At 69.9% G+C, this 23,415-nt stretch carries 18 protein-coding genes and 2 pseudogenes; 12 read left to right on the top strand and 8 right to left on the bottom strand.

What is annotated here, in order from left to right:
* The 6 genes and pseudogenes from ACFU53_RS25115 to ACFU53_RS25140 form a co-directional block, all read right to left on the bottom strand.
* Positions 1-122, bottom strand: a pseudogene (locus tag ACFU53_RS25115) (sulfite exporter TauE/SafE family protein); the annotation flags it as partial.
* Positions 119-1,525, bottom strand: coding sequence for an MATE family efflux transporter (locus ACFU53_RS25120; protein ID WP_383996506.1), 1,407 nt, complete (start codon positions 1,523-1,525; stop codon positions 119-121). The pseudogene ACFU53_RS25115 and the gene ACFU53_RS25120, both read right to left, overlap by 4 nt.
* Positions 1,525-2,586 (bottom strand): cysteine synthase family protein, encoded by a 1,062-nt coding sequence (locus ACFU53_RS25125; RefSeq protein WP_383996509.1) that lies wholly within the window; start codon positions 2,584-2,586, stop codon positions 1,525-1,527. Before ACFU53_RS25125 ends, ACFU53_RS25120 begins: the two co-directional genes overlap by 1 nt.
* A 46-nt stretch (positions 2,587-2,632) precedes the next feature.
* Positions 2,633-3,973, bottom strand: coding sequence for an alanine racemase (locus ACFU53_RS25130; RefSeq protein WP_383996512.1), 1,341 nt, complete (start codon positions 3,971-3,973; stop codon positions 2,633-2,635).
* Positions 3,970-5,004 (bottom strand): ornithine cyclodeaminase family protein, encoded by a 1,035-nt coding sequence (locus ACFU53_RS25135; protein WP_383996514.1) that lies wholly within the window; start codon positions 5,002-5,004, stop codon positions 3,970-3,972. Before ACFU53_RS25135 ends, ACFU53_RS25130 begins: the two co-directional genes overlap by 4 nt.
* Complete coding sequence (locus ACFU53_RS25140) at positions 5,001-5,945, bottom strand: TauD/TfdA family dioxygenase (protein ID WP_383996517.1); 945 nt, start codon at positions 5,943-5,945, stop codon at positions 5,001-5,003. The genes ACFU53_RS25135 and ACFU53_RS25140 overlap by 4 nt, the downstream gene beginning before the upstream one ends.
* Positions 5,946-6,206: 261 nt before the next feature.
* Here ACFU53_RS25140 and ACFU53_RS25145 point away from each other — a divergent pair, with 261 nt between their 5' ends.
* The 8 genes and pseudogenes from ACFU53_RS25145 to ACFU53_RS25180 all read left to right on the top strand — a co-directional run bounded on the left by ACFU53_RS25145 (position 6,207) and on the right by ACFU53_RS25180 (position 15,928).
* A complete protein-coding gene (locus ACFU53_RS25145) occupies positions 6,207-7,760 on the top strand; it encodes an ABC transporter substrate-binding protein (RefSeq protein WP_383996520.1) in 1,554 nt (517 codons plus the stop codon).
* Positions 7,745-8,764: an ABC transporter permease gene (locus tag ACFU53_RS25150; protein WP_383996523.1), complete on the top strand. Its 1,020-nt coding sequence runs from the start codon at positions 7,745-7,747 to the stop codon at positions 8,762-8,764. Before ACFU53_RS25145 ends, ACFU53_RS25150 begins: the two co-directional genes overlap by 16 nt.
* Positions 8,761-9,645, top strand: coding sequence for an ABC transporter permease (locus tag ACFU53_RS25155; RefSeq protein ID WP_383996526.1), 885 nt, complete (start codon positions 8,761-8,763; stop codon positions 9,643-9,645). The genes ACFU53_RS25150 and ACFU53_RS25155 overlap by 4 nt, the downstream gene beginning before the upstream one ends.
* Entirely contained in the window at positions 9,642-11,174 is a 1,533-nt protein-coding gene (locus ACFU53_RS25160; protein ID WP_383996528.1) for an ABC transporter ATP-binding protein, read from the top strand. Before ACFU53_RS25155 ends, ACFU53_RS25160 begins: the two co-directional genes overlap by 4 nt.
* Before the next feature lie 133 nt (positions 11,175-11,307).
* A pseudogene (locus ACFU53_RS25165) lies at positions 11,308-11,581 on the top strand (diaminopimelate decarboxylase); the annotation flags it as partial.
* 430 nt (positions 11,582-12,011) lie between these two features.
* Positions 12,012-13,778 carry an ABC transporter permease gene (locus ACFU53_RS25170; protein WP_383996531.1) on the top strand — a complete coding sequence of 589 codons (1,767 nt, stop codon included), beginning with the start codon at positions 12,012-12,014 and terminating at the stop codon, positions 13,776-13,778.
* A 34-nt stretch (positions 13,779-13,812) separates the two neighbouring features.
* Positions 13,813-15,237 (top strand): nitrate/sulfonate/bicarbonate ABC transporter ATP-binding protein, encoded by a 1,425-nt coding sequence (locus ACFU53_RS25175; protein WP_383996534.1) that lies wholly within the window; start codon positions 13,813-13,815, stop codon positions 15,235-15,237.
* A gap of 4 nt (positions 15,238-15,241) precedes the next feature.
* Positions 15,242-15,928 carry an MgtC/SapB family protein gene (locus ACFU53_RS25180; protein ID WP_383996537.1) on the top strand — a complete coding sequence of 229 codons (687 nt, stop codon included), beginning with the start codon at positions 15,242-15,244 and terminating at the stop codon, positions 15,926-15,928.
* An 11-nt stretch (positions 15,929-15,939) separates the two neighbouring features.
* On the opposite strand, the gene ACFU53_RS25185 is transcribed toward ACFU53_RS25180, so the two are convergent.
* Positions 15,940-16,347, bottom strand: a complete 408-nt coding sequence (locus tag ACFU53_RS25185; protein ID WP_383996540.1) for an ArsR/SmtB family transcription factor — start codon at positions 16,345-16,347, stop codon at positions 15,940-15,942.
* Between the two features lie 56 nt (positions 16,348-16,403).
* On the opposite strand from ACFU53_RS25185, the gene ACFU53_RS25190 reads away from it, so the two are divergent.
* The 4 genes from ACFU53_RS25190 (at position 16,404) to ACFU53_RS25205 (ending at position 19,716) form a co-directional block, all read left to right on the top strand.
* Entirely contained in the window at positions 16,404-17,429 is a 1,026-nt protein-coding gene (locus ACFU53_RS25190) for a magnesium and cobalt transport protein CorA (RefSeq protein WP_383996543.1), read from the top strand.
* 64 nt (positions 17,430-17,493) lie between these two features.
* Positions 17,494-18,597, top strand: a complete 1,104-nt coding sequence (locus tag ACFU53_RS25195) for a magnesium and cobalt transport protein CorA (RefSeq protein WP_383996546.1) — start codon at positions 17,494-17,496, stop codon at positions 18,595-18,597.
* Positions 18,598-18,664: 67 nt separating this feature from the next.
* The gene (locus ACFU53_RS25200) at positions 18,665-19,000 is read left to right on the top strand and encodes an ArsR/SmtB family transcription factor (protein ID WP_383996549.1); all 336 of its coding nucleotides are present in this window, start codon (positions 18,665-18,667) and stop codon (positions 18,998-19,000) included.
* Entirely contained in the window at positions 19,000-19,716 is a 717-nt protein-coding gene (locus tag ACFU53_RS25205; protein WP_383996552.1) for a cation transporter, read from the top strand. Before ACFU53_RS25200 ends, ACFU53_RS25205 begins: the two co-directional genes overlap by 1 nt.
* Positions 19,717-19,812: 96 nt before the next feature.
* Here the strand turns inward: ACFU53_RS25205 and ACFU53_RS25210 are convergent, their stop codons facing one another.
* Positions 19,813-21,783 carry a potassium transporter Kup gene (locus ACFU53_RS25210; RefSeq protein ID WP_383996555.1) on the bottom strand — a complete coding sequence of 657 codons (1,971 nt, stop codon included), beginning with the start codon at positions 21,781-21,783 and terminating at the stop codon, positions 19,813-19,815.
* Positions 21,784-23,415 lie beyond the last annotated feature (1,632 nt).

Genomic DNA, 23,415 nt, shown 5'->3' on the forward strand with positions numbered 1-23,415 from the left:
ACGTTGAACAGCAGGTTGGTCGGGGTGACGGCCGGGTTGGGCACGCCGAAGACGCTCAGCTGGACGGGGAGGAGGAACACCGCTCCGGACACGCCGACCGGGGCGGTCACGGTCGCGATCAGTAGGCCGGGGTGGCCTCGCTTATATGTTCGATGCCTTGCCTGAACCGGCGCAGCAGGAGCAGTGCGGTGGTCGCGAGGCCGATGAGCAGGCCCAGCCAGATGCCGACGGTGTCCCAGCCGGTGGCGAAGCCGAGGAGTGCGGCGGCGGGCAGGCCGACGAGCCAGTAGCCGACGAGGGTGACGCGGAAGCCGCCCTTGGTGTCGTCGAGGCCGCGTAGGAGGCCGACGCCTATGTTCTGGGCGCAGTCGAAGAACTGCATCACCGCAGCGATCAGCAGGAGGTTCGTGGCGAGGTCGGTGGCCGTCCGGCTCTCGCCCTCGAAGAACGGTGCCAGCACCAGGCCCGGGAGAGCGACGTAGACGACCGCCACGACCGCCATGACCGCGCCGGCGCAGGCCAGGGCCGTCGACTTCAGTCGCTGGGCGGCCCCCGTGTTGCCGAGGGCGAGTTCACGGCTGACGCCGAGGGATGCGGCGTGGGAGAGGCCGACGGCGATCTGGAAGACGATGTAGACGAGTTGGTTGACGGCGGTGTGCGCGGCCAGCGCGGCCGTGCCGAAGCTGCCCACCAGCAGGGCGACGACGGAGAAGAAGCCCGCCTCGGAACCGTAGGTGGCGGCGATCGGCGTGCCGAGTGCCGTCAGTCGGCGCAGGGTGGCCGGGCGGGTCTTCCAGATGCTCAGCGACAGCACCGGCGCCAGCCGTGGATCGCGGCGGGCGGAGAGGTACAGGGCGAGGAAGGACAGTGCGTACACCGAGCTCGTCGCGAGCCCGATGCCCGGCAGGCCGAGCTTCGGCAGGCCCCAAGTTCCATGTATGAAGACCCAGTTGAGACCCGCGTTGACGGCGATCGAGGCGATCGTGATGCGCAGCAGGGCCTGGGGGCGGCGCATGCCGACCGTGAACTGGCGTATCGCCTGGAACCACAGGCAGGGCACCAGGCCGGGCGCCATCGTGTACAGCACCGGCTTCGCCGCGGCGACCACGTCCGCGTCCTGGCCGAGGAACACCACGGCATGCCCGATCAGCACCATCAGCAGCGCGCCCGCGAGACCCGCGAGCGTGGACAGCAGCAGGCTCGCCCGGACGAGGTCCCGGACCTCCTCGCGAGCGGCCTCCGCCTCGGCGCCCTCCGCCTGCGTGCCCCGCGTCTCGGCGCGGGCGTCCGCCGCGGCGACCTGGTTGCCGACGGCCGTGACGAGGCCGACGCCCATGGTGCGCAACTGGTTGAAGATCACCATGGCGAGGCCGCCGGCCGCCAGGGCCTCGGTGCCGAGCAGGCCCATCATGATCGTGTCGGTGGTGGTGAGCGCGACCTGGGCGAGCTGGGTGAGCGCGAGCGGCACGGCGAGCGTGGCGAGGGCACGGCCGTCGGTGAGGAGGCGGGTGAGGGCGGGCTGCATCAGTTCTGTTCCTGCGAAGGGTCCGGCGAGGTGGGGAGTCGGCGGAGCTTGGTCAGCAACTCGTCGACTTCGCGCTCCACTTGGGGGGAGAGGAGGTCACGGGCGGCCATCCAGTCGTCGTCGAAGACGGTGTCCATGTACTTCTCCCCGCCGTCGTTGATCAACGCGACCATAGTCGTGCCGGGCGGCAGTGCGGAGAGCCGGGCCAGGGCCTCGTACACGACTCCGCCCGCCGAGCCGCCGAGGAGCAGTCCGGTGCGCCGGGCGACGGCCCGCGCCGTGGCGAACGCCTCGACGTCGCCGACCTTCACGCCCTCGTCCAGCAGCGAGTAGTCGACCATAACCCCGATCGTCGCCCCCTCGGGCGTGCCGGTTCCTGACTGGTGGTAGTCGTGCGCGGGCGGCCCGAACGCGATCGAGCCCTTCGGCTCCACACCGACGATCCGCACCCCGGGGACGGTCTCCCGCAGCGGGCCCCCGGTCCCGAACAGCCCGCCGCCGGTGCCGACCGCGCCGATGAGGATGTCGATACGGCCGTCCAGCGCGGCGTGGAGTTCGCGGGCCACCGGGTGGTAGCCCACGCCGTTCGCCATGTTGTTGTGCTGCTCGGTGAAGTAGGCGTTGTCCAACTCGGCGGCCATCTTCTCCGCGAACTCCTCGCGGGCGGCGGTGGCCAGTTCCTCGTCCCCGTCGTCGGCGACGTACACCAGCTCGGCACCGAGGGCCTTCATCGCGCGCAGCTTGTCGACGGCGGCGTGGTGGTCGACGACGGCGGTGAAGGTGTAGCCGCGCTCGGCGGCCACGACGGCCAGGCCGAGCCCGGTGTTGCCGGAGGTCGACTCGATGATCCGGCCGCCGGGGCGCAGCAGGCCGCGCTCCTCGGCGTCGATGACCATCTGCCGGGCCATCCGTATCTTGGCGGTGCCGGTCGGGTTGAACTGCTCCAGCTTCAGCAGCAGCCGGGCGTCGCTCTCCGTGCGGGCCAGCTCGAACAGCGGGGTGGCGCCGATGAGTTCGGAGACCTGCCGCACGATGGGCGGCCGGTACAGGGGGTCGTCCATGGGGGCTCCTGTGGTCTTCACGTGGTCTTCTGTGTCGTCAGTGTCTTCAGTGGGGAGGGCGGTCGAGGCGCCAGCGGAAACGGGATCCCGAGAGCTCGACGACGACCTTCGGGGGCAGCGGGAGCTCGTGGAACGGCGACTCGTTGGAGTCCATCTGGTAGCCCGCCGTGTTGAGGTACACGAGCAGGTCACCGACCGACGGCCGCACCGGGAAGGGGATCTTGCGCCAGGTCAGCATGTCCGACTCCAGGCAGGTCGCGGCCCCCACGCACGCCGGGTACGGTCCCGCGTCCGCGACCGGACGGGAATCGGCAGGCACGAGTACCGGGTCCGGCAGGAACTCGCTGTCGAACCACTGCTCCGACAGGCTGAGGCTGCTGCCGTCCACGGTCAGGATCGCGTACCCGTCGCGCTCCTTCACGCCCTGCACGCGGAACACCGTGAACCCGGCCTGGTCCATCAGCGCCCGGCCCGGTTCGACGAGAAGGGTGACACCGGCCGCACGCAACAGCTCGGCCAGCGTGGTGCCTTGGTCCGTCGGGGTGGCCGTCAGGATCGTACGCAGGGCGTCGGCGCCCGCGACGGGGGAGTGGTACGGATAGAAGCCCCCGAAGGACTTCTCCGCGTGGAAGTGCTCGGAGCGTCGGCTCTCCTCGAAGCGTCGCCAGTCGTCCGCCGCCACGTAGTCGACGGTGAAGCCGCCGCCGATGCTGATCCGGTCGGCGCGCAGTCCGAGAGCCCGGGCGCGCGTGCACAGGCTGAGCAACTCGGCGGCGAGGTCGGTGCGTTGGCGGACGGCGTAGCCGGAGAGATGGAAGCTGAACCCCTCCATGTCGACGGGCCCGTCGGCACATCGCCGCAGGGCTGCCTCCAGCTCTCCGTCTTCCAGGCCGAAGCGGCTGTGCGGCTGCTCCGGAGGCAGCCGGCGCAGCAACACCCTTGCCGTACGGCCGAGTTCACCGGCCAGGGCGGTCAGCCGGTCCAGTTCGTCCAGCGCGTCCACCGCGATCAGCGCGCGCTGGAGCACGGCGACCCGCAGCAGGTCGTCCGCCTTGGCCGGACCGGTCACCACCAGGTCCTCGCCGCGTACCCCGGCCGCCAGCGCCTCGCGCATCTCCCCTTGGCTCGCCACGTCCACGCCCAGGCCGGTCACCGCCGCCCGTTCGGCGTAGGCAGCGGCCTTGTTGGCCTTCTTCGCGTAGTACACGCGACCGTCCACGCCCGTCTCGGCGAAGACTTTCCGGAAGGCGGCCGCATTCGCGTCGAAGTGCTCGGGAAACAGCACGTGGTACGGGCCACCGAGTCCGTGACTCAACTCGTCCAGCAAGGGGTGGGTGAGCAGGGCCCGTACCTCGGGCGTCGTGTGCGAGGGGAGCGGCGTCGTCACCTCCACAGCGGCACCGCCGTGCCCAGCCCTTGGTCCAGGGCCAGTTGGGCGAGCCGGTGGCCCAGTGCGATGTCGGTGACAACCAGCCCGCTGTTGTAGGCGAAGATCCGCTGCCCCGCGTCGGTACGGCCCTCGGCACGGCCTGCGAGCACCTCGGGGAACTCGGCGTCCACATCGCGCAGTTGACCGTCCGCGTCGGCCATATCCACGCCCGTGACGCGCATCTGTGCCGCGCTGGTGGCGATCACCCGGTCGGCCCGGTGCAGCGTCGAGGGCCCGATGCCGTAGCCGATGAGCACGGACAGCGCGGCGGGCTTGAGCCACTCCGCGTCCACGGATGCCGGAGTGTTGGGGCCGGCCGTGGCGAGCACGATGTCCGCGTCGCCGGCCGCCGCGCGCAGGTCGGTCACGATCTCCAGCTCGCGGTCGGGGAAGTAGGTGTTCAGCTGCTCGCGCACCGCCCGGATGCCGTCCGGGTGGGTGCCGAAGAGCATCAGCCGCTCCAGGTCCGGCAGTGTGGTCAGCAGGAACGGCAGCGCGAGGCGCCCCTGTGTGCCGGTGCCGATGACCAGGGCGTTGCGGGCGCCGGGCACGGCCAGTTCGCGGGCCAGCAGCGCCGAGACCGCCGGGGTGCGCAGCGCGCCGACCCGGCCGCAGTCCAGCATCGCGACCGGTAGCCCGCTCTCGTCGTCGTACAGGGTCAGCGTCGTGTAGTAGTGCTGCTTGTCGCGGTCCTCGTGCAGGCCGTGCTTGTACGACGTCTTCACCGCGACGACGCCCCGCTCGCCGTCGCGGCCGAGCATCGCGTACGCCACCGAGTGGCCGTCCTCCGGCTTGACGGTGAGCTTGCGCGGGTTGTCGGACTTGCCGTCGGCCAGCGTGCGGTACGCCTGCTCGACGACGGAGACGACGTCGGCCAGGGTGATGTCGATGCCGGCCACGTCGCTGGTGCTGAGGATCCGCAGGGTCGTGTCGTCGGACGCCATGGTGCTCCTCGTCTGCGCGATGTCGGTGTCGTCGATGTCGGTCATGCGAACGCCTCGATGGCCGCCTGGCCGTAGCCGTGCTCGAACCGTTCGGCCTGCGGACGGGTACGACGGCCTGGCACGCGCACGGAGGAACGTTTCAGCCAGCGGTCGGTGCCGTCGTAGCGCGCCTGGAAGGGGACCCGGCCGTGGACGACGAGGTCGTTGTCGACGACCAGGATGTCTCCAGGCGTCAGGGCCACGGCCACGGAGACGCGGGAGAGCTCGGCCTCCAGTCGGCCGTAGGCCGCGCGGTGTTCCTCGGGGGCCTCGTCCAGGGGTGTGTAGGCGGGGTCGAAGCGCAGGGTCGGCCCGTCCGGCGACTGCCACAGCGTCGGCACGGGTGGCGGGGTGCCGTCGTAGCCCTGTGCCTCGGCGTAGGCGTCGTCGGGCAGGATCGGCAGCACCGGCCGACTGAGCAACTCCTGGTCCTGCGCGTCAAGTTCGACCCGGCGGATGCTGGCGGCCGTGGTCGCGACGGCGTCCGGGTTGCGCAGGCAGCCGAGGACCAGCAGATGGGCGCGGCCGGGGTGGAAGGCGTCCTCGGTGTGCGGGCTGAGCAGCACGCTGCTGCTGGCGCCGGTCTGTGCCTCCTCGTGTCCCGGGGAGGGGACGATGTTGTGCACGAACCGGCCGTCCTGCTGGCCCTCCCAGGCCAGCGGCGTGCCCATCACCGTGGAGAGCAGGAGCAGGACCACGTCGTGCAGCGCGCCGGCGTTTTCGGCGGTCGACCAGTGGCCCGGGGTGAGGCCGATCGCCTGGTCGTCGACCGGGAGGCCGCGCAGCACGAACAGCCCGTCCGTGGTGTCGACAGGACGGCAGGCGTGTCGGATGTCGTCGCTCAACCTGGCGGCGGCATCGGGGACTTGGACGAGCAGTGCGGGGTGGGTGGAGACGCCGTCGAAGGCGTCGAGCAGCGTGCGGGCCGTGGTGAGCAGTTCGGTCACGGCGTGGGGGTGAAGCTGACGTACAGGCGTGGCTGCCGTCGGCATGGTGAACCGTCCGTTCCGGTGCGGGTGAGGGGCGGGCGGTGGGCCTCTGTCGATGAAGAGGCCGTGTTGACCGAACGGAAACATAGCCAAATCACAAGAAGTAGGCAAGGCTTACCTAAGTTGATCAGAATCACACTGTGTGCCCTCTTGTGCGATCAGCGTGATTCAGGATAGGCAAACCTAAGCATTCGAGCCACGCGTGAAATCGAGGACAAAGTGGACCTGAGTAGACGTCAACTCCTGTGGGCCGGTGGCGCCGTCGGTGCGACCGCCCTGCTGACCGCCTGCGGCAGCGGCGATGACGCCGAACCGACCGGGTCCGCCACCGGCTCCGCCAAGCCCCGCAAGGGCGGCACCCTCCGGGTCGGCGCACTCGGCCGGGCCGCTGCCATCACACGTGACCCGCACGGCTCCCAGGCCAATGAGAGCGACTACCTGATCATCAGCCTCGTATACGACACGCTCACCGTGCCCGGTACGAAGCCCAACACCGAACCCCGGCTGGCGGCCAGTTGGACGCCGTCCGCGGACCTCAAGACCTGGAAGTTCAAGATCGCCCAGGGGGCGAAGTTCCACGACGGGTCCCTGGTGACCGCCAAGGACGTCGTCTACTCCCTCAAGCGCCTGCGCGCCACCCCCGCCGGCGCCTCCCGGCTGCCCGGCATCCAGGCGAAGAACATCACGGCCGAGGGCACCGACACCGTCGTCCTGGTCTCCGACTACGCCAACGCCGAACTGCCGCTGCTCACCCGTCTGACCACCTTCGTCATCCCCGACGGCACCGCCGACAAGGACATCGCGAAGGCGCCCGGCACCGGCCCCTTCAAGCTCGACTGGTTCCGCACCGGCAACGCACGCCTGGTCCGCAACGACGACTGGTACGGCGGCGACGTGTACCTCGACGCCATCGAGGTGAAGATCTTCGAAAGCCCGCAGGCCATGGCCAACGCCCTACTGGCCGGGCAGATCGACCTCGCCTCCAACGTCGGCGCCGTCGCCGCCCGCACCGCCGAGTCCCGCAAGGACATCCAGACCGTGCGCCGCCCCAACGACATGGCGATGCCGATCGTCATGCGGACCGCCGACGGCCCCTTCGCCGACCCCAAGGTGCGCGAGGCGCTGCGCCTCGCCGTCGACCGCGAAGCCATGGTCAAGCAGGTCCTGTCCGGCTACGGCACCGTCGCCAACGACATCCTCGGCACCGGCGACCCCGCCTACGACAAGAGCATCCCGCAGCGTGCCCGCGACCTCGCCAAGGCCAAGGAGCTGCTGAAGGAGGCGAAGTTCGACACCTCCAAGACCTACGAACTGTTCACCACCGAGGACATAGCCGGCCTCGCCGAGTCGGCCACCCTCTTCGCCACCCAGGTCCGCGAGGCCGGCGTCAAGGTGAAGGTCGTCAAGCAGGAGTCGGCCGTCTTCTGGGACAAGACCTGGCTCAAGGGCGACCTCTACACCACCTACTGGGGCACCAACGACTCCGTGGTCTTCTTCGCCAGCAAGACCATGGTCTCCGACAGTGGCCAGAACGAGGCCGGGTGGAAGTCCACCGAGTTCGACACGGCCTACGAGAAGGCCATCGGCACCGCCGATGCCGCCCAGCGCGCGCAACTCCTGGGACAGCTCCAGCAGATCGAGTACGACAGCTCCGGCTACCTCCTGTGGGGCATGGCCGACGGTATCGACCTCGCCGGGGCCAAGGTGCACGGCCTGCCGAAGTTGCCCGGATACGGAAGGGTGCAGCTCGAAGGCGCATGGCTGGCCAGTTGACCTCCGACCCCGTCGCACCGGCCGCTTCTCCAACCGTCCCGGAGAAGCGGTCGACCCGCGCATCCGTCCTGTTCCTGGCGCGGGCCGGGAACGCTTTGCTGAAACGCGCGGCTCTGCTGGCGCTCCTGCTCGCGCTGGTCTTCGTCGCCGTCGAGCTACTCCCGGGCGACGCCGCCAACGCGACTTCCGAACGCGGTGAGAGCGCGGCCGACCTCGCTGCGCGCCGCGAGCTGCTGGGCCTCAACCGCCCTGTCCTGGAACGCTTCTGGGACTGGATGACCGGCCTGCCCACCGGCGACCTCGGCATCTCCGCGCGCGGCGAGAAGGTCACCGACCTGGTCTCCGCCGCCTTCCCCAACACCCTACTCCTGGGCGGTGTCGCCCTGTTGCTCACCGCGGTCCTCTCCCTCGCCCTGGGCTGCTGGGCCGCTCTGAAGCCCGGCGGACGCCTGGACCGGGCCGTGTCGGGCTCGGCGACCGCGGTCCTCGCCCTGCCGGAGTTCGTCGTGGCCGTCGCCCTGGTCCTGGTGCTGTCCCTGTGGACCGGCTGGCTGCCCGCGGTCACCCTCACCGGCGTCGACGGAACCCCCGCCTCCTGGGACATGCTCGTGCTGCCCGCCCTCGCCCTGACCATCCCTCAGGTCGGCTGGAACACCATGATCGTGCGAGCCGCGCTCGCTGACGAGGCCCGCGCTCCGCACGTGGAGACCGCCGTGCTCGACGGACTGCCGCCCCACCGCGTCCTCACCCACCACGTACTGCCCGGCGCCCTGCCCGCCATCGCCGCGGGCCTCGCCACCTCCACCGGCATGCTGCTCGGCGGCGCGGTCGTCGTCGAAACCATCTTCAACTACCCCGGCATCGGATCGGTGCTCGCCTCGGCGGTCACCGACCGGGACAGCCCGGTCATCGCCGGCGTCACGGCCCTGTCCGGCGCCGTCATCACCGGAGTACTGCTCCTGGCCGACCTGGTACGTACCGCGGTGACGGGAGGACGACGATGACGACGTCCGGCCGTGACGCCGAGCCGACAGCGAAGTCGTCCCGCAGCGAGGGGAGGCCGACGACGAAGACATCCCGCACGAGGGTCGCCCTGGGTGTCCTGCCGGCGATCCTCCTGATCGGTCTCGCCCTGATCGGCCCCTGGATCGTCCCGCACGCCGTGGACATTCCGGTGGCCGTGCCCTACGCGGAGCCCGGCGCGGACGGCACCCTGCTCGGTGGCGACCAGCTGGGCCGGGACGTGCTGAGTCGGCTGTTGGCCGGTGGACGCGATCTCGTCCTGTCCTCGCTGCTCGTCGCGGCCCTGGTCACGGGTACGGCCGCGATCCTCGGCGCGATCGGTGCCGTACGCCCGCTCGTCGGACGACTTGTAGAGCGGACCGCCGACCTGATGATGCTGCTCCCGGCTGTCCTCGGCATCCTCCTCGTCACCCTGTCCTGGCCCGACGGCGGCCGGCTCGCCGTCATCGCCGCCGCTGTCGTGCTCGGCGTGCCCTACGCGGTCCGGCTCGCGGCAAGTGCGGCGGCCCCCATCGCCGAGACCGGGTATGTCGAGGCGGCGGCAGCGGGTGGCGAACGCCTCTGGTACCTGGTGGTCCGCGAGATCCTGCCCAACCTGCGCGCCACCCTGCTCGCCTTGTTCGGGCTGCGTTTCGTCGCGGCCGTGTACCTCGTGGCCACCGCCGGATTCCTCCAGGTGGGCCCGCAACCCCCGGCCGCCGACTGGGCGTTGATGATCCGTGAGAACTCTCCCGGCATCCTCCTCAACCCCTGGTCCGTGGTCGCCCCCAGCATCGCCGTCGGCCTGCTCGCCCTCAGCGTCAACCTCGCGGCCGCCGCCCTCGCCCCCCAGACCGGCCGGAAGGCGGTGACCGTCCTGTGAGCCACACGCCCGACCGGTACGCGAAGCCCGAGGGACCGCCGAGCGACCCGCCTGCCGTCCAGGTCACCGACCTGACGGTGACCGCGCCGGACGGTCGCCTCCTGCTGCGCGATGCGTCCCTGACCGTCCGCCCCGGCCGGCTGGTCGCCCTGACCGGCCCCTCGGGCGCCGGGAAGACGACCCTGCTGCGCGCGCTGACCGGCCTTTTGCCCCCCGGTACGACACGCACCGCCGGCCACGTCGACGTCCTCGGCCACGACGTCTTCGCCCTCTCCGACCCGGAACTGCGCGCCCTGCGCGGCACCCGGCTCGCCTACGTCGGCCAGGACCCCGGCTCCGGCCTCAACCCCCGTATGCGCGTCCGCAGCCTCGTCCGCGAACTCGCCTCAGACCGCAGCGCGGAGGCAGTCGCAGCACTCCTCGCCGAGGTCAGACTCCCCGACGACGGCCGACTCGCCGCCCGCCGACCCGGCGCCCTCTCCGGCGGCCAGCAGCGCCGCGTCGCCCTCGCCCGCGCCCTGGCCCGCCGCCCCGACATCCTCATCCTGGACGAGCCCACCGCCGGCCTCCACCCCGAACTGCGCGACGAGATCGGCCAGTTGCTGCACCACCTCGCCCGCGAACACCACCTCGCCATCGTGTTCTCCTGCCACGACCCCGCTGTGGTCGAGCGGTTCGCCGACGACGTCGTGGAACTCGGCATCCGCGTGCCGCCACTAAGGCTCGCGCCCGCCGTACGGGCCCCAGTCCCCCCGACGGCCGATACGAGGGCACCCGCCCTCGAAGTCCGGGACCTGCACGTGAATTTCCGGGGAACGCCCGCCCTCACCGGCGTCGACCTCACCGTCACCGCCGGCTCCGCGGCCGGCATCGTCGGTGTCTCCGGCTCCGGCAAGACCACGCTCGTCCGCACCGTCGTAGGACTCCAGCGCAGCACCTCCGGCACGATCCACCTGGCTGGCACAGGCCTGAGCACCGGCCTGCGCGGACGCACCCGCGCACAGCGATGCGGACTGCAACTCGTCACGCAGAACCCGCTCGGCGCGCTGAACCCGAGCCGCACCGTCGGCGCCGCCGTGGGCCGCCCGCTGCGGCTGCACCGCCGCTGTGCGTCCAGGGAGGTCGGCGAACGAGTGGCCGACCTCCTGGAACAGGTGGGCCTGCCGCCCGCCTTCGCCGGCCGCTACCCCCACGAGCTGTCCGGCGGGCAGCGCCAGCGCGTCGCCATCGCGAGAGCACTGGCCGCCGAGCCCGAGGTGCTGATCTGTGACGAGATCACCTCCGCGCTGGACCCCGACACGGGTCACGCGATCATGGACCTTCTCACCGACCTGCGCGAGCGGCGTGGCACGACCCTCGTCCTCATCAGCCACGACCTGCCCCTCATCGCAGACCGAACGGACACCGTCACCGTCCTGGAGGCGGGCCGTGTCGTCGAGTCCGGCCACACGGCCGATGTCTTCATCGATCCGCGGCACGCGGCGACACAGGCACTGCTGGGTATGTCCGCGCCGGCCGCGATGCCCTGATTGCGGGCCGCCGTGCACTGCCGGACGCGACTACACACGATGAAGGCCAGTTGGCCGTCGATGGGCGCCAGCCCGACTTCGAGGGCGCGGCGAAGCTAGGCCAGCTGCCCTGGTGAGAAGGCCCTGGACCTGACGGCACAGCACCACCGTCCCGGCCCGGGTGACGGTGGTCGGTCGGCACTGCGAGGCGGGCGACGTCCTGGCCGCAGGCGCGCAACTCCCCGCTGACGTGCACCCCGGCGGACCTGCTCGCCGTACCTGTGGTCGGCGCACACCACCTGGCCATGGCTTCCGGCTGCAACCTGGTCGGCCGCCCGCTGGTGGCTGCCGTATGCGACGTCCACGTCCGCGTCCTGGAACGACGGGAATCCCTGAAGGCCATCCGCAGCCGTGACGTCGACCCGTAGCGCCTGTACACCCCGTTACCCCCGGGCGGGCCGGTCTTCCCTCCACTCATGCAGGCTGGTCTGCCCGGGCTTATTTGCGTAATGACGCAACAAGCGGCACACTCATGAGGTCGGGTTCCGTGCCTGCGCCGAGAGCGTGTGCCGGGCACAGTCACATCACGGATCGGAGGCAGCCATGGGTGCCGAACCTCCCAGTCCGCGCTGCCTTCCGGGCACTCGCTGACTTTCGTACCTCCGGGCCCCGGCCCTGATTCTCCCGCGCCGGACGTGGCCCGCTCCCGATAAGGCGGCGGCTCCCCGGGCGGACAGCCCCCTTCTTCTCTTACCTGTCTTTCCCATGCTGTGTGGGTGAGCCCTGCCCTGCCGTCGGTGCGTCTGCCTCGGCGGGGCGTTGTCGGCGTGCCCAGAGTGTGGGCGGAGGTCTTCCGTGATGTCGTTCCGTGCGGACACCAAGCCTGCCGAGACGGCGGCGCGCACGCCCCTGGTCGCGCGACTGCCCGGGCGTCTGTCCCAGTTCTCCTGGGTGGACGCGGCGGTCGCCGCGGCCGTGCTCGTCCTGCTCTACGTGGTGCTGCGGGTGGGCCAGGGCACCACCGTCGCGTTCAGCACCCACCAGAACGTGGATGTCGACACCGATCCGTCGCGGCTGCCGTACGACGCGGCGCGGTCGTTGCTGCGGATGTTCGTGGCGCTGGCCCTGTCGGTCGTGTTCACGTTCTGCTACGCCTATGCGGCTGCCAAGAGCCGTCGGCTGGAGCGGATCCTGATTCCTGCCTTGGACATCCTGCAGTCGGTACCGGTGCTGGGCTTCCTCACCGTGGCGGTGACCGGGTTCATCGCTCTCTTCCCCGGCTCGATGTTGGGCCTGGAATGCGCGTCGATCTTCGCGATCTTCACCTCGCAGGCGTGGAACATGACGTTCGGCTTCTACTACTCCCTCACCTCCCTGCCGCGCGAACTCGACGAACTGTCACGGTCGTTCGGCTTCACCCGGTGGATGCGGTTCTGGAAGGTCGAGGTCCCGGCCGGGACGATCGGCCTGGTCTGGAACGGGATGATGAGCTTCGGCGGTGGCTGGTTCTTCCTGGTCGCCTCCGAAGCCATCAGCGTCAACAACCAGCAGTACGCGCTGCCCGGCGTCGGTTCCTACGCCGGCGCCGCCATCACCGACGGCGACCTCGGCAAGGTCGGCTGGGCCATCCTCACCATGGCAGTCATGGTCATCGGCGCGAACTTCCTGTTCTGGCGGCCCCTGACGGCCTGGGCGGAGAAGTTCAAGAACGAGCAGTCCGAGGCCAGTGAGGTCCAGCGGTCGTACGTCTTGGACTTCCTGCGGCGCTCGCACTGGCCACAGCTGCTCGGCCGGATGCTGCGCCCGGTCGGGCGGGGGCTGAACCGGGCGGGGCGCGTCCTGGGCCGGGACGACCGGTCGCTGGTGGTGGATCCCGCGCGGCGGCGCACCGGTGACGTCGTCTTCACCGTCGTCGCGGGCGGACTGATCCTGTGGGGCCTGTTCGACCTCGGCCGCTTTCTCGACGACCGCACCGGCCTCGGTGTCTTCGGTGAGCCGCTGTTGCTGGGCCTGGCCACCCTCGTCCGGGTCCTGGTCCTGGTCGCGCTCGCGACGGTGATCTGGGTGCCGATCGGGGTGAGAATCGGCTTCTCGCCGAGGCTGACCCGTATCGCCCAGCCCGTGGTCCAGGTTCTGGCGTCCTTCCCCGCCAACTTCCTCTTCCCGCTGGCAGTCTGGTTCTTCCTGAAGACCGGCCTGTCGATCAACATCGGCGGGACGCTGCTGATGGCGCTGGGCGCCCAGTGGTACATCCTCTTCAACACCATCGCCGGCGCCATGGCCATCCCCACCGACCTGCGCGAGGCCATGGACAGCCTCGGCGTCACCGGTTGGCAGCGGTGGCGGCGGCTGATCATCCCGGGGATCTTCCCGTCGTACGTCACCGGCGGCATCACCGCCTCAGGCGGCGCCTGGAACGCCTCGATCGTCTCCGAGGTCGTCACCTTCGGCGGGACCACGCTCACCGCGACGGGCCTGGGCGCGTACATCGCCAAGGCCACCGAGAGCGGCGACTACCCGCACCTGATCGCGGGTGTGGCGGTGATGAGCGTCTACGTCGTTGGGCTCAACCGGCTGCTGTGGCGGCGCCTGTACCGGCTGGCCGAGGCCCGCTACTCCCTCTGAACTTCCCTGTATTTCAAGCAACTTGGAGCACGTCATGGTGCTGAACTCCCTGCGTGGCCTCCGCGGCCTGCGCGCCGACCGCCACACCCCGACCTTCGACAGGACCCGTTCCGCGGACGGCGACGTCCTGCTGGAGACCGTCGGCCTGACCAAGTCCTACGCGGGCGCCGACGGCGAGCTGCCCGTCCTGTCCGGTATCGACCTCCAGGTCCGCGCCGGTGAAGTCGTCGCCCTGCTGGGCAAGTCGGGCTCGGGCAAGTCGACGCTGCTGCGTTGTCTGGCCGGTCTGGTGCCGGTCAGTTCCGGCACCGTCACCTACAAGGGCGCCCCGCTGACCGGTGCCAACCCGGGTACGGCCATGGTGTTCCAGACCTTCGCGCTGCTGCCGTGGCTGACCGTGCAGCAGAACGTCGAACTGGGCCTGGAGGTCAAGGGAGTCGGTGCCGTCGAGCGGGCGGAGGCGGCCCGGCAGGCCATCGACCTGATCGGTCTGGACGGCTTCGAGTCCGCCTATCCCAAGGAGCTGTCCGGCGGTATGCGCCAGCGTGTCGGCTTCGCGCGGGCGTTGGTCGTCGAGCCGGACGTCCTGATGATGGACGAGCCTTTCTCCGCGCTGGACGTGCTCACGGCCGAGAACCTGCGCGGCGAACTGATGGAGTTGTGGGAGTCGGGCCAGTTCCCGACCCGGGCGATCGTGCTGGTCACCCACAACATCGAGGAAGCCGTGCTGATGGCCGACCGGATCGTCGTCCTCGGCTCTCGTCCCTACGGCACCATCCGCGAGGTCTTCGAGGTCGGCCTGGACCGCCCCCGAGACCGCAACTCGGCCGCCTTCGAGGACCTGATCGACCGCGTGTACCGGACGATGACCGGCCGTCAGAAGGAGGGCCGCACACCTGGCCGGGCCGAGCCGGTGGACGCCGTGGAGCTGGAGAGGCGCACCCCGGCCAACACCCCGCTGCCCACCGCGAGCGTGGACGGCCTGTCCGGTCTGGCCGAGATGATCGCTCACCGCGACGGACGCGCCGACCTCGCCGACCTGGTCGACGACCTCGGCCTGGAGGTCGACGACGTACTGCCCCTCGTCGACGCCCTCGACCTGCTCGGCTTCGCCGTCGTGCACGGCGACGACCTGTTGCTCACCGACACCGGAACCGCCTTCGCGGGAGCCGACGTACAGAAGTCCAAGACCATCTTCGCCGAGGCGGCATCGGGCGCCCCGCTGGTGAAGCTGATCACCAGCAGTCTGCGCCAGAACCCCGACGGCACCCTGCGCGCCGGGTTCTTCCGCGACGTGCTGGCTCACCACTTCACCAGCGAGCAGGTCACCCGCCAGCTGGAGACGGCAACCGACTGGGGCCGCTACGCCGAGCTGTACTCCTACGACGCCGAGCCTCAGGAGTATCGCCTCGACGAAGGCGACACAGACACCGGCGCCGACGCCGTACGGGAGGGATAGACCGGTGAACACGCTCCACTTCGCCACTGGCCTCGGCTCGGGCCTGGCCGCCGGCGCGCTCATCGGCATCGAGCGGCAGTGGCGCCAGAGGATGGCCGGGCTGCGGACCAACACCCTTGTGGCCACCGGATCGGCCCTGTTCGTGCTGCTGTCGAGCTCCTTCGGTACGGGCGATCCCAGCCGGGTCGCCGCCCAGGTGGTCTCCGGCATCGGATTCCTCGGCGCCGGCGTCATCATGCGCGACGGCCTCAGCGTCTCCGGCATCAACACCGCCGCCACCCTGTGGTGTTCGGCCGCCGTGGGTTCCCTCGCTGGAGCCGGCCTGCCGGGATACGCACTCGCCGGCGCGGCGGCGGTCGTCACCGTCAACACCGCCGTACGCGGGTTCGCGCAGCGCCTGGACCGGCAGCCCGGCTCGGGCGACGAGGTCCCGACCCCGTACCGCGTAGAGGCGGTGGTCGCCGCCCGCGACGAAGCCCACATCCGCACCCTGCTCGTACAGCCCCTGGACGGGTCCGACAGCCGTCTGCACGCGGTCGCCTCCACCGCCGACGGTGAGGACGGGCAGGTGCGGATACGCGCGGAGATCACCTCCGACGGCGCCGACAGCACACCGGTGGAGAGCGCGGTCGCCCGCATCAGCATGGAACCGGCGGTCGTCTCCGCCGCCTGGCGGCGGGTGACCGCATGACGAGCGAGAACTCAGTGCCCCGCAACCGGGCGGTGCCGCGCCCGAGCCGCAGCCGGGCGCTCCTGCGCGACGGCCACGGGTACCTCGCCCGCCTCCGCCGCATCCTCCGGATCTCCGGCCGCGTCGCCCGCCAGTACCGCGCTCTCCAGCAGCGCCCGCACCTGCCGCCCGGCGGCCCGGTAGTAGATCCGGGTGCCCTCCCGCCGGGAGGCGACCAGTCCCGCCGCGCGAAGCTTCGCCAGGTGCTGGGAGGTGGCCGCGACATGCGCGCCGATCAGCTCCGCCAGCCGGCTGACCGGCAACTCCCGCTCGCTCAGCGCCCACAGCAGCCGGTAGCGCGACGGATCGGCGACCGCCTTGAGCACCGCCACCGACCGCTCGGCCCGCTCCTCGTCCCATGACGCTACTTGCGCTTCCATGCAAATATGCTAACCGGTGGCCCGGATCACGTCCGCGTCCCGCAAGGAGGTGAGCCATGACGGCCCACAACACGCCCCAGCAGCAGATCCCCGTCGTCGACTGCGCCCTGTACGAGTACGGGCGCCGCCGACCGGGCCGTCTGTCGCCGGCCGAGGCCATACACGCCGCCCGCACCACCCCCGGCGCCTTCGTCTGGGTCGGCCTGCACGCCCCCACCACCGAGCAACTCCAGGCCGTCGCCAGCACGTTCGCCCTCCACCCCCTCGCGGTCGAGGACGCCCTGGAAGCCCACCAGCGCCCCAAACTGGAGCGCTACGACGACACCCTCTTCCTCGTCCTGCGCACCACCGTCTACCTCGAACACGACCGGCTGACCCCTACCGCCGACCTCGTCGGCACCGGCGAGATCATGGCCTTCGCGGGCCGCGACTTCATCATCGTCGTCCGCCACGACCCCTCCGAGCCGCTCACCGGCGTCCGCAGCCGCCTGGAGGCCGACCCCGAGCGCCTCGCCCACGGCCCCGTCGCCGTCCTGCACGCCATCGCCGACTCGGTCGTAGACCAGTACCTCGACGTCGTCACCGCCCTGGAGACCGACGCCGACGAGATCGAGAACGACGCCTTCTCCCAGGACACCGGCCACGACATCGGCCGCATCTACCAGCTCAAACGCGAACTCGTCGAACTCAAACGAACCGTCGCACCCCTGGCCCGGCCACTGCGCGACCTCGCCGAACGCCGCGTCCCCGGCGTGGACCGGGAACTCGCCGCCTACTTCCGCGACGTCGCCGACCACCTCACCCAAGCCGCGGAACGCGTCACCGCCCTGACCGAACTCGTCGACAACGCCCTGACCATGGCCCTCGCCCAGACCAGCCTCCAGCAGAACCACGACATGCGCCGCATCAGCGCCGCCGCCGCCCTGATCGCCATCCCCATCGCCGTCGCCGGCGTCTACGGCATGAACTTCGACCACATGCCCGAACTGCGCCAGCGGCTCGGCTACCCGACGATGCTCGGCGCCACCGCCGTCCTGGTCACCGTCGTCTACCTGGTCTTCCGCAAGAAGCGCTGGCTCTGACATCCGTCTTATCGCCATTTGGCACACTGTCCGGATCAGCCGGTCCGGTGAAGGAGAATCCCGCATGTCCATGGTCGGCAACCTGCGCAAAGTCGCGAACCTGGCGCGGCGCGGCAGCCGTCGCCGCGTGGACCTCAGCCACCCGGCCCGCTCCCCGCTCGGCGCGTCCGTGGTCAACTGCGTCGTCTACCGCGACGGTGTCCGCGCACCGTCGACGGGCGGCTCCGTGGAGGAAGCCGTCCGGCACGCCCGCAAGCACCGGGGCGGCTTCGTCTGGCTGGGCCTGCACGAACCCGGTGAGGAGGAGTTCGCCGGGGTCGCCGACCTGTTCGGCCTGCACCCGCTCGCCGTCGAGGACGCCGTCCACGCCCATCAGCGCCCCAAGATCGAGCAGTACGGTGAGGTCCTGTTCTCCGTCTTCAAGACCCTCACCTACGTCGAGCACGCCGAGCTGACCGCGACGAGCGAGGTCGTCGACACCGGCGAGGTCATGGTCTTCACCGGCCCCGACTTCGTCGTCACCGTCCGCCACGGCCGCCACGGCTCTCTCGGCCCCCTGCGCGAGGGCCTCGAAGGACACCCGGACCTGCTGGCCAAGGGCCCCTCCGCCGTCCTGCACGCCATCGCCGACCATGTCGTCGACGACTACGTCACCGTCACCGACGCCGTCCAGAACGACATCGACCAGGTCGAGACCGACGTCTTCTCCCCGCACAGCCCCCGGAGCGCAGACCCCGGCCGCATCTACCAGCTCAAGCGCGAACTCCTGGAGCTGAAGCGTGCCGTGGTCCCCCTCGCACGTCCCCTCGACCGGATCGCCACCGAGCCCCGCGCCTGCGTCGACAAGGAGATACAGGCGTACTTCCGGGACGTCGCCGACCACCTCACCCGCGTCACCGAGCAGATCAACGCCTTCGACGCCCTGCTCGACTCCATCCTGCAGGCCCACCTCGCGCAGGTGACCGTCGCCCAGAACGAGGACATGCGCAAGATCACCGCCTGGGCCGCGATCATCGCCGTACCCACCATGGTGTGCGGGGTCTACGGCATGAACTTCGACCACATGCCCGAGCTGCGCTGGACGTTCGGCTACCCCCTCGTCCTCTCCGTCATCGCCACCGTCTGCTTCGTCCTCCATCGCAACTTCAAGCGCAACGGCTGGCTGTAGCTCCTCCCCTCACGGTAGCCACAATCCACGATTTCCTGAATTCAGGTTTATGTGTACTGTCGTGGGTGTGCTGACTGTTGCCTCCGACATCGACGTCCTGGCCCGGTTCGGTCGCGCGCTCGCCGACCCGATCCGCTGCCGCATCCTGCTCGCCCTGCGCGAGGCCCCGGCCTACCCAGCCGACCTCGCCGACGCACTCGCCGTCTCCCGCACCCGGCTGTCCAACCATCTCGCCTGCCTGCGGGACTGCGGCCTCGTCGTCACCGTGCCCGATGGTCGCCGCACCCGCTACGAACTGGCTGACCCGCGCCTGGGCCACGCCCTGGACGACCTGCGCGCCGCCGTGGTGGCCGTCGCCGCGGACCGTACCTGCGTGGACGCCGACGAGCAGGGGTGCTGCTGATGGCCGCGATATCCCTCGGGCCCACCCCGGCCCGCCGCGACGCGCTCGCCCGCCGGATACGCCTGCTGGTCACCGTGACCATCACCTACAACGCCGTCGAGGCGATCGTCGCTCTCACCGCCGGCACCCTCGCCTCCTCCACCGCCCTGATCGGCTTCGGCCTGGACTCGGTCATCGAGGTCTCCTCGGCCGCTGCGGTGGCCTGGCAGTTCTCCGCCCGCGAGCACGCCGTACGCGAAGCCCGCGAGAAGACCACCCTGCGGATCATTGCGCTGTCGTTCTTCGTACTCGCCGCCTACGTCACTGTCGATGCCGTCCGCGCGCTGATCGGCACGGGGGAGGCGGAGAGCTCCATTCCCGGCATCGTGCTTGCCGCACTCTCTCTCGCGGTCATGCCGTTCCTCTCGGCAGCTCAACGCCGCGCAGGCCGTGAACTCGGCTCCGCCAGTGCGGTCGCCGACTCCAAACAGACCCTGCTGTGCACATACCTCTCCGCCGTCCTCCTCGTCGGCCTGCTCCTCAACGCCACCCTCGGCTGGTCCTGGGCCGACCCGATCGCCGCCCTCGTCATCGCCGCCATCGCCGTCAAAGAAGGCCGCGACGCCTGGCAAGGGAAGGGCTGTTGCGCGCCCGCGACCGCTGCTGCGGTGCCAGCCGCCAGCCCCGAGGTTGGCGACGCGTGCGGCTGCGGCCCCGGCTGCGCCTGCTGCAACTGACCGTCCGCGCACGCCGAACGGGCCCCGCCGCCGACTGCGGCGCTCACGGGTGCGGGCGCCGTCCGCCCCGTACCCGTCCCTCGGCGTCAGGTGCGCCTACACCTCGATGTGCGAGCCCATGATGACCGTGCGGTCGCGGGGCAGGCTGAAGTACTCGGCGGCGTCGGACGTGATGTAGGAGGTGGCGATGAACAGGCGTTTGCGCCAGGGCGCCATCGTCGGGGCCTTCCCGCGACGGAGCTCGATCTTCGACAGGAAGTAGGACGCCTGGTCGAGCTGCAGCGGCCCCTCGGTGTTGGCCGGGTCGAGCATGGCCAGGCTGCCGGGCACGTCCGGTGTCTCCATGTAGCCGAACCGGGCGGTGACGTGGATGATCCCGTCGTCGCCGTATCCGAGGTCGTCCACGACGACCCGCTGGTCGGCCGGGACACGGGGCACCGGGTCCGTCTTGATGGAGAGGATCACGACCTGCTCGTGCCGCACATGGTTGTGCTCGACGTTGGCCCGCATGGCGAGCGGCGCGGTCTCCTTGTCCCGGTTCAGGAACACGGCCGTACCGGGGACCCGGCGCGTGGCGGCCTCGCCGCTGCGGAGGTCGTCGACGAACTCGGGCAGCGCCCCCTCGGCGCGCGCTCGTGCTTCGGTGACCAGCGCCCGGCCCCGCTGCCAGGTCGTCATGACGGTGAACGCGGTGAGGCCGATCAGCAGCGGCAGCCACGCGCCGTGCACGAGCTTGGTCAGGTTGGCCGCCACGAACATCAGGTCCACGAAGAGGAGCAGGCCCCCGCCGACGGCGAGCAGCCACTTGGGTGTACCCCACTTGGCGCGGGCGACGTAGAAGAAGAGCAGCGTCGTGATGGTGATGGTTCCGGTGACCGCCATACCGAACGCGTAGGCCAGCTCCGCCGAGCTGCGGAACGCGAAGACCAGGGTGAGGACCGAGACCATCAGGAGCCAGTTGATCCACGGGACGTAGATCTGACCGATGGTCGACTCGGAGGTGTGCGCGATGCGCAGCCTCGGCAGATAGCCGAGCTTGGCCGCCTGGGAGGCGACCGAGTACGCGCCGGTGATCACCGCCTGGGACGCGATCACGGTCGCCGCCGTCGCCAGGATCACCATCGGCCAGCGCCCCCAGTCGGGCACGAGCAGGAAGAACGGGCTGCTGACGTTGGACGGATCGTCGAGGATCAGCGCGCCCTGGCCCAGATAGCTCAGGACGCAGGCGGGCAGTACGAGGAACAGCCAGCCCCGGGTGATCGCCCGGCGGCCGAAGTGCCCCATGTCGGCGTAGAGCGCCTCGGCACCGGTCACCGCGAGCACGATCGCCGCCAGCGCGAAGAACGCCGTACCCCAATGCCCGAACAGGAAGCCCAGCGCGTACGTCGGTGACAGCGCCCTGAGGATGTCCGGGTGGTCGGTGATGCCGACGACGCCGCACGCGCCGATGGCCACGAACCAGAGGATCATGACCGGCCCGAACACCCGGCCCACCGCCGCGGTTCCCCGGCGCTGCACCAGGAACAGCAGCACGATGATCACCGCGGTGATCGGCACGACCGCGTCCTCCAGCGACGGCTCGACGACCTTGAGGCCCTCGACCGCGGACAGTACCGAGATCGCCGGGGTGATCATGCTGTCGCCGAAGAACAGCGACGCACCGAAGATGCCCAGCGCGGCCAGCACGACGGCGGCCCGACGTCCACGCTGCGCACCCCACTGCCGCAGCAGGGTGATCAGCGCCATGATGCCGCCCTCACCGTCGTTGTCGGCGCGCATCGCCAGCAGTACGTAGGTGACGGTGACGATGATCATCACCGACCAGAACACCAGCGACACCACCCCGTACACGTTGTCCGTGGTGACCGGGACGGGGTGCGGGTCGCTCGGATTGAACACCGTCTGGAGGGTGTAGATCGGGCTGGTCCCGATGTCACCGAAGACCACGCCGAGAGCACCGATGACCACCGCGAGACGCACGGTGTCGCGCGCACTCGCCCGACGGGCCTCCGGCGCCCGCGGTGCGGATCCGTCATCCGACGGGGTTCCCTGCCGGCGATCAGCCATGGTGCTCCTCCTCCGTGCCGTCCCGCTGAGCCGCGGACCCGGGGCATCGGAGCGGACGATACCGACCCGCAGGTGTGACCGTCGGCAGCAGACGCCGCTTCGTCGAGCGGCGTCTGCCCAGACAGGGGCGTCGTAAATCCGGCACCCGTATTCGGGTCGTCCAGCCTCTCGGGCTCTTCGCCGTCCATGGTCGGCGAAGAGCCACTCACACCCCATGTGATCTTCGCGCCGACTGAGGGTGTGGCCTGCTGTTCCCTTCCGGGGCAGGCGTGCGGGAATGCCCGCCCCTTACTTCGCGACCTAAGGCCCGCCCACCGTTTACGCCTTGGGCGCTGGGCAATACAGCTAGGGTGGTTGCCGCCCCTATGACGGAGCGTTTACGGATTGGGCGATAGTCGAATCCCGACAAGTGCGGGAGTCTGGGTGACCGGACGACCTTCCGTGGTGCCAGCGAGCCTGAAGGTGGTCACTACCTGGAGAGCGCCGAGGTGCGCCGGTGGACAGCCGGTGGACAGACGCCTTTGGACGGTGCATCACGAAGGAGCACCGGTCAACCTGCTGCACGTGCTCTGATCAGCACAAACGTCACCGGGCAGCACGACGGAACACCACGCAACATGAACGCTCATGGTCTCGTAATGCGTAGGTCTCGGGTTCGAATCCCGAAGGCGGCTCCAAGGGAAACCCCAGGTCGGGCCTCTGACCTGGGGTTTCTTCGTTTTGCTGACCTTGGAATTCGGGTCAATCGGACACTCGGAGCCTACGCATCGTAATGCGTAGGTCCGAGGTTGACAGTCGGTAGTGATTCCGCTCTGCGCGGCTGTGAACTGGCCTTTTGTAGCTCGCTGTCGATCCCCCTCGGCCTGTTCGGAATGACATGGTGGCCATTTGGTGGCCAAGCGTGCATCCATCGTGCAGACCGGCTCCTGCTCAGCCGCGCGACTGGAGGCATGGAGGGGAACGGTTGTTGTGCCCACCCGACAATCACGCGTGCCAATTGCTTACGTTTGGCCAGCCTCCGGCGGGAATCTTGAATTCGACGACGCGGCCTTACGCGAGAGGGCAGTGCGGGTTCCGTGTTCCGCTCGGCGGGCCGTTGGTCTGAGGTGTCGAGCGCAAGAACTGCCGTGGCTGGGCCAGGGAGGCCGGACCTGTGAACACCCCGGGGTGCGTCGAGAGATCTCTCAAGTTGGCAGGCCCTCGCCTGCGTCATCAAGTGGGGCGGCACGCTATTCGACCTCTGCTGCAGTCGCTCGGGCGTTCTTCCTGGTCCGATTCCGGGTGTCGGTGCAGGGAAGCTGATCGGGCGGCGACTGGTCAGCGCTGATGTCGTCCCTGGGTGGAAAACGGCCAACTTTGCGTGAAGGGGAGGAGCGGGCTTTCCGGGTGCAGGTTTGCGATGTCCTTGAGTCGCTGGCGTGGACATGTTCACTACGTGGCCGTCCCGGATGACTGCTGCGATGCAGGGCGTCCGTCTTCGCAGACGGGTGTGATCACGCCAAACTGTCCCTGAGCGAACTTTATTAATCCTTGACGCTTCAAGTCCACTGACCGTTAACTCACGCCACATTTGTGATCTCTGTGCGTGGTCCGGGTGGGGGCAGTGAAAGTGCGATGGGGGAAGGGTGCTGT

This window comes from Streptomyces sp. NPDC057474 (genome assembly GCF_042802555.1).
Taxonomy (GTDB): Bacteria; Actinomycetota; Actinomycetes; order Streptomycetales; family Streptomycetaceae; genus Streptomyces.

Coding starts and splice junctions, on each gene's coding strand:
- ACFU53_RS25120 (WP_383996506.1), bottom strand. CDS start 1,525: ATGCAGCCCGCCCTCACCCGCCTCCTCACCGACGGCCGTGCCCTCGCC.
- ACFU53_RS25125 (WP_383996509.1), bottom strand. CDS start 2,586: ATGGACGACCCCCTGTACCGGCCGCCCATCGTGCGGCAGGTCTCCGAA.
- ACFU53_RS25135 (WP_383996514.1), bottom strand. CDS start 5,004: ATGACCGACATCGACGACACCGACATCGCGCAGACGAGGAGCACCATG.
- ACFU53_RS25150 (WP_383996523.1), top strand. CDS start 7,745: ATGGCTGGCCAGTTGACCTCCGACCCCGTCGCACCGGCCGCTTCTCCA.
- ACFU53_RS25155 (WP_383996526.1), top strand. CDS start 8,761: ATGACGACGTCCGGCCGTGACGCCGAGCCGACAGCGAAGTCGTCCCGC.
- ACFU53_RS25170 (WP_383996531.1), top strand. CDS start 12,012: ATGTCGTTCCGTGCGGACACCAAGCCTGCCGAGACGGCGGCGCGCACG.
- ACFU53_RS25175 (WP_383996534.1), top strand. CDS start 13,813: ATGGTGCTGAACTCCCTGCGTGGCCTCCGCGGCCTGCGCGCCGACCGC.
- ACFU53_RS25185 (WP_383996540.1), bottom strand. CDS start 16,347: ATGGAAGCGCAAGTAGCGTCATGGGACGAGGAGCGGGCCGAGCGGTCG.
- ACFU53_RS25190 (WP_383996543.1), top strand. CDS start 16,404: ATGACGGCCCACAACACGCCCCAGCAGCAGATCCCCGTCGTCGACTGC.
- ACFU53_RS25195 (WP_383996546.1), top strand. CDS start 17,494: ATGTCCATGGTCGGCAACCTGCGCAAAGTCGCGAACCTGGCGCGGCGC.
- ACFU53_RS25205 (WP_383996552.1), top strand. CDS start 19,000: ATGGCCGCGATATCCCTCGGGCCCACCCCGGCCCGCCGCGACGCGCTC.
- ACFU53_RS25210 (WP_383996555.1), bottom strand. CDS start 21,783: ATGGCTGATCGCCGGCAGGGAACCCCGTCGGATGACGGATCCGCACCG.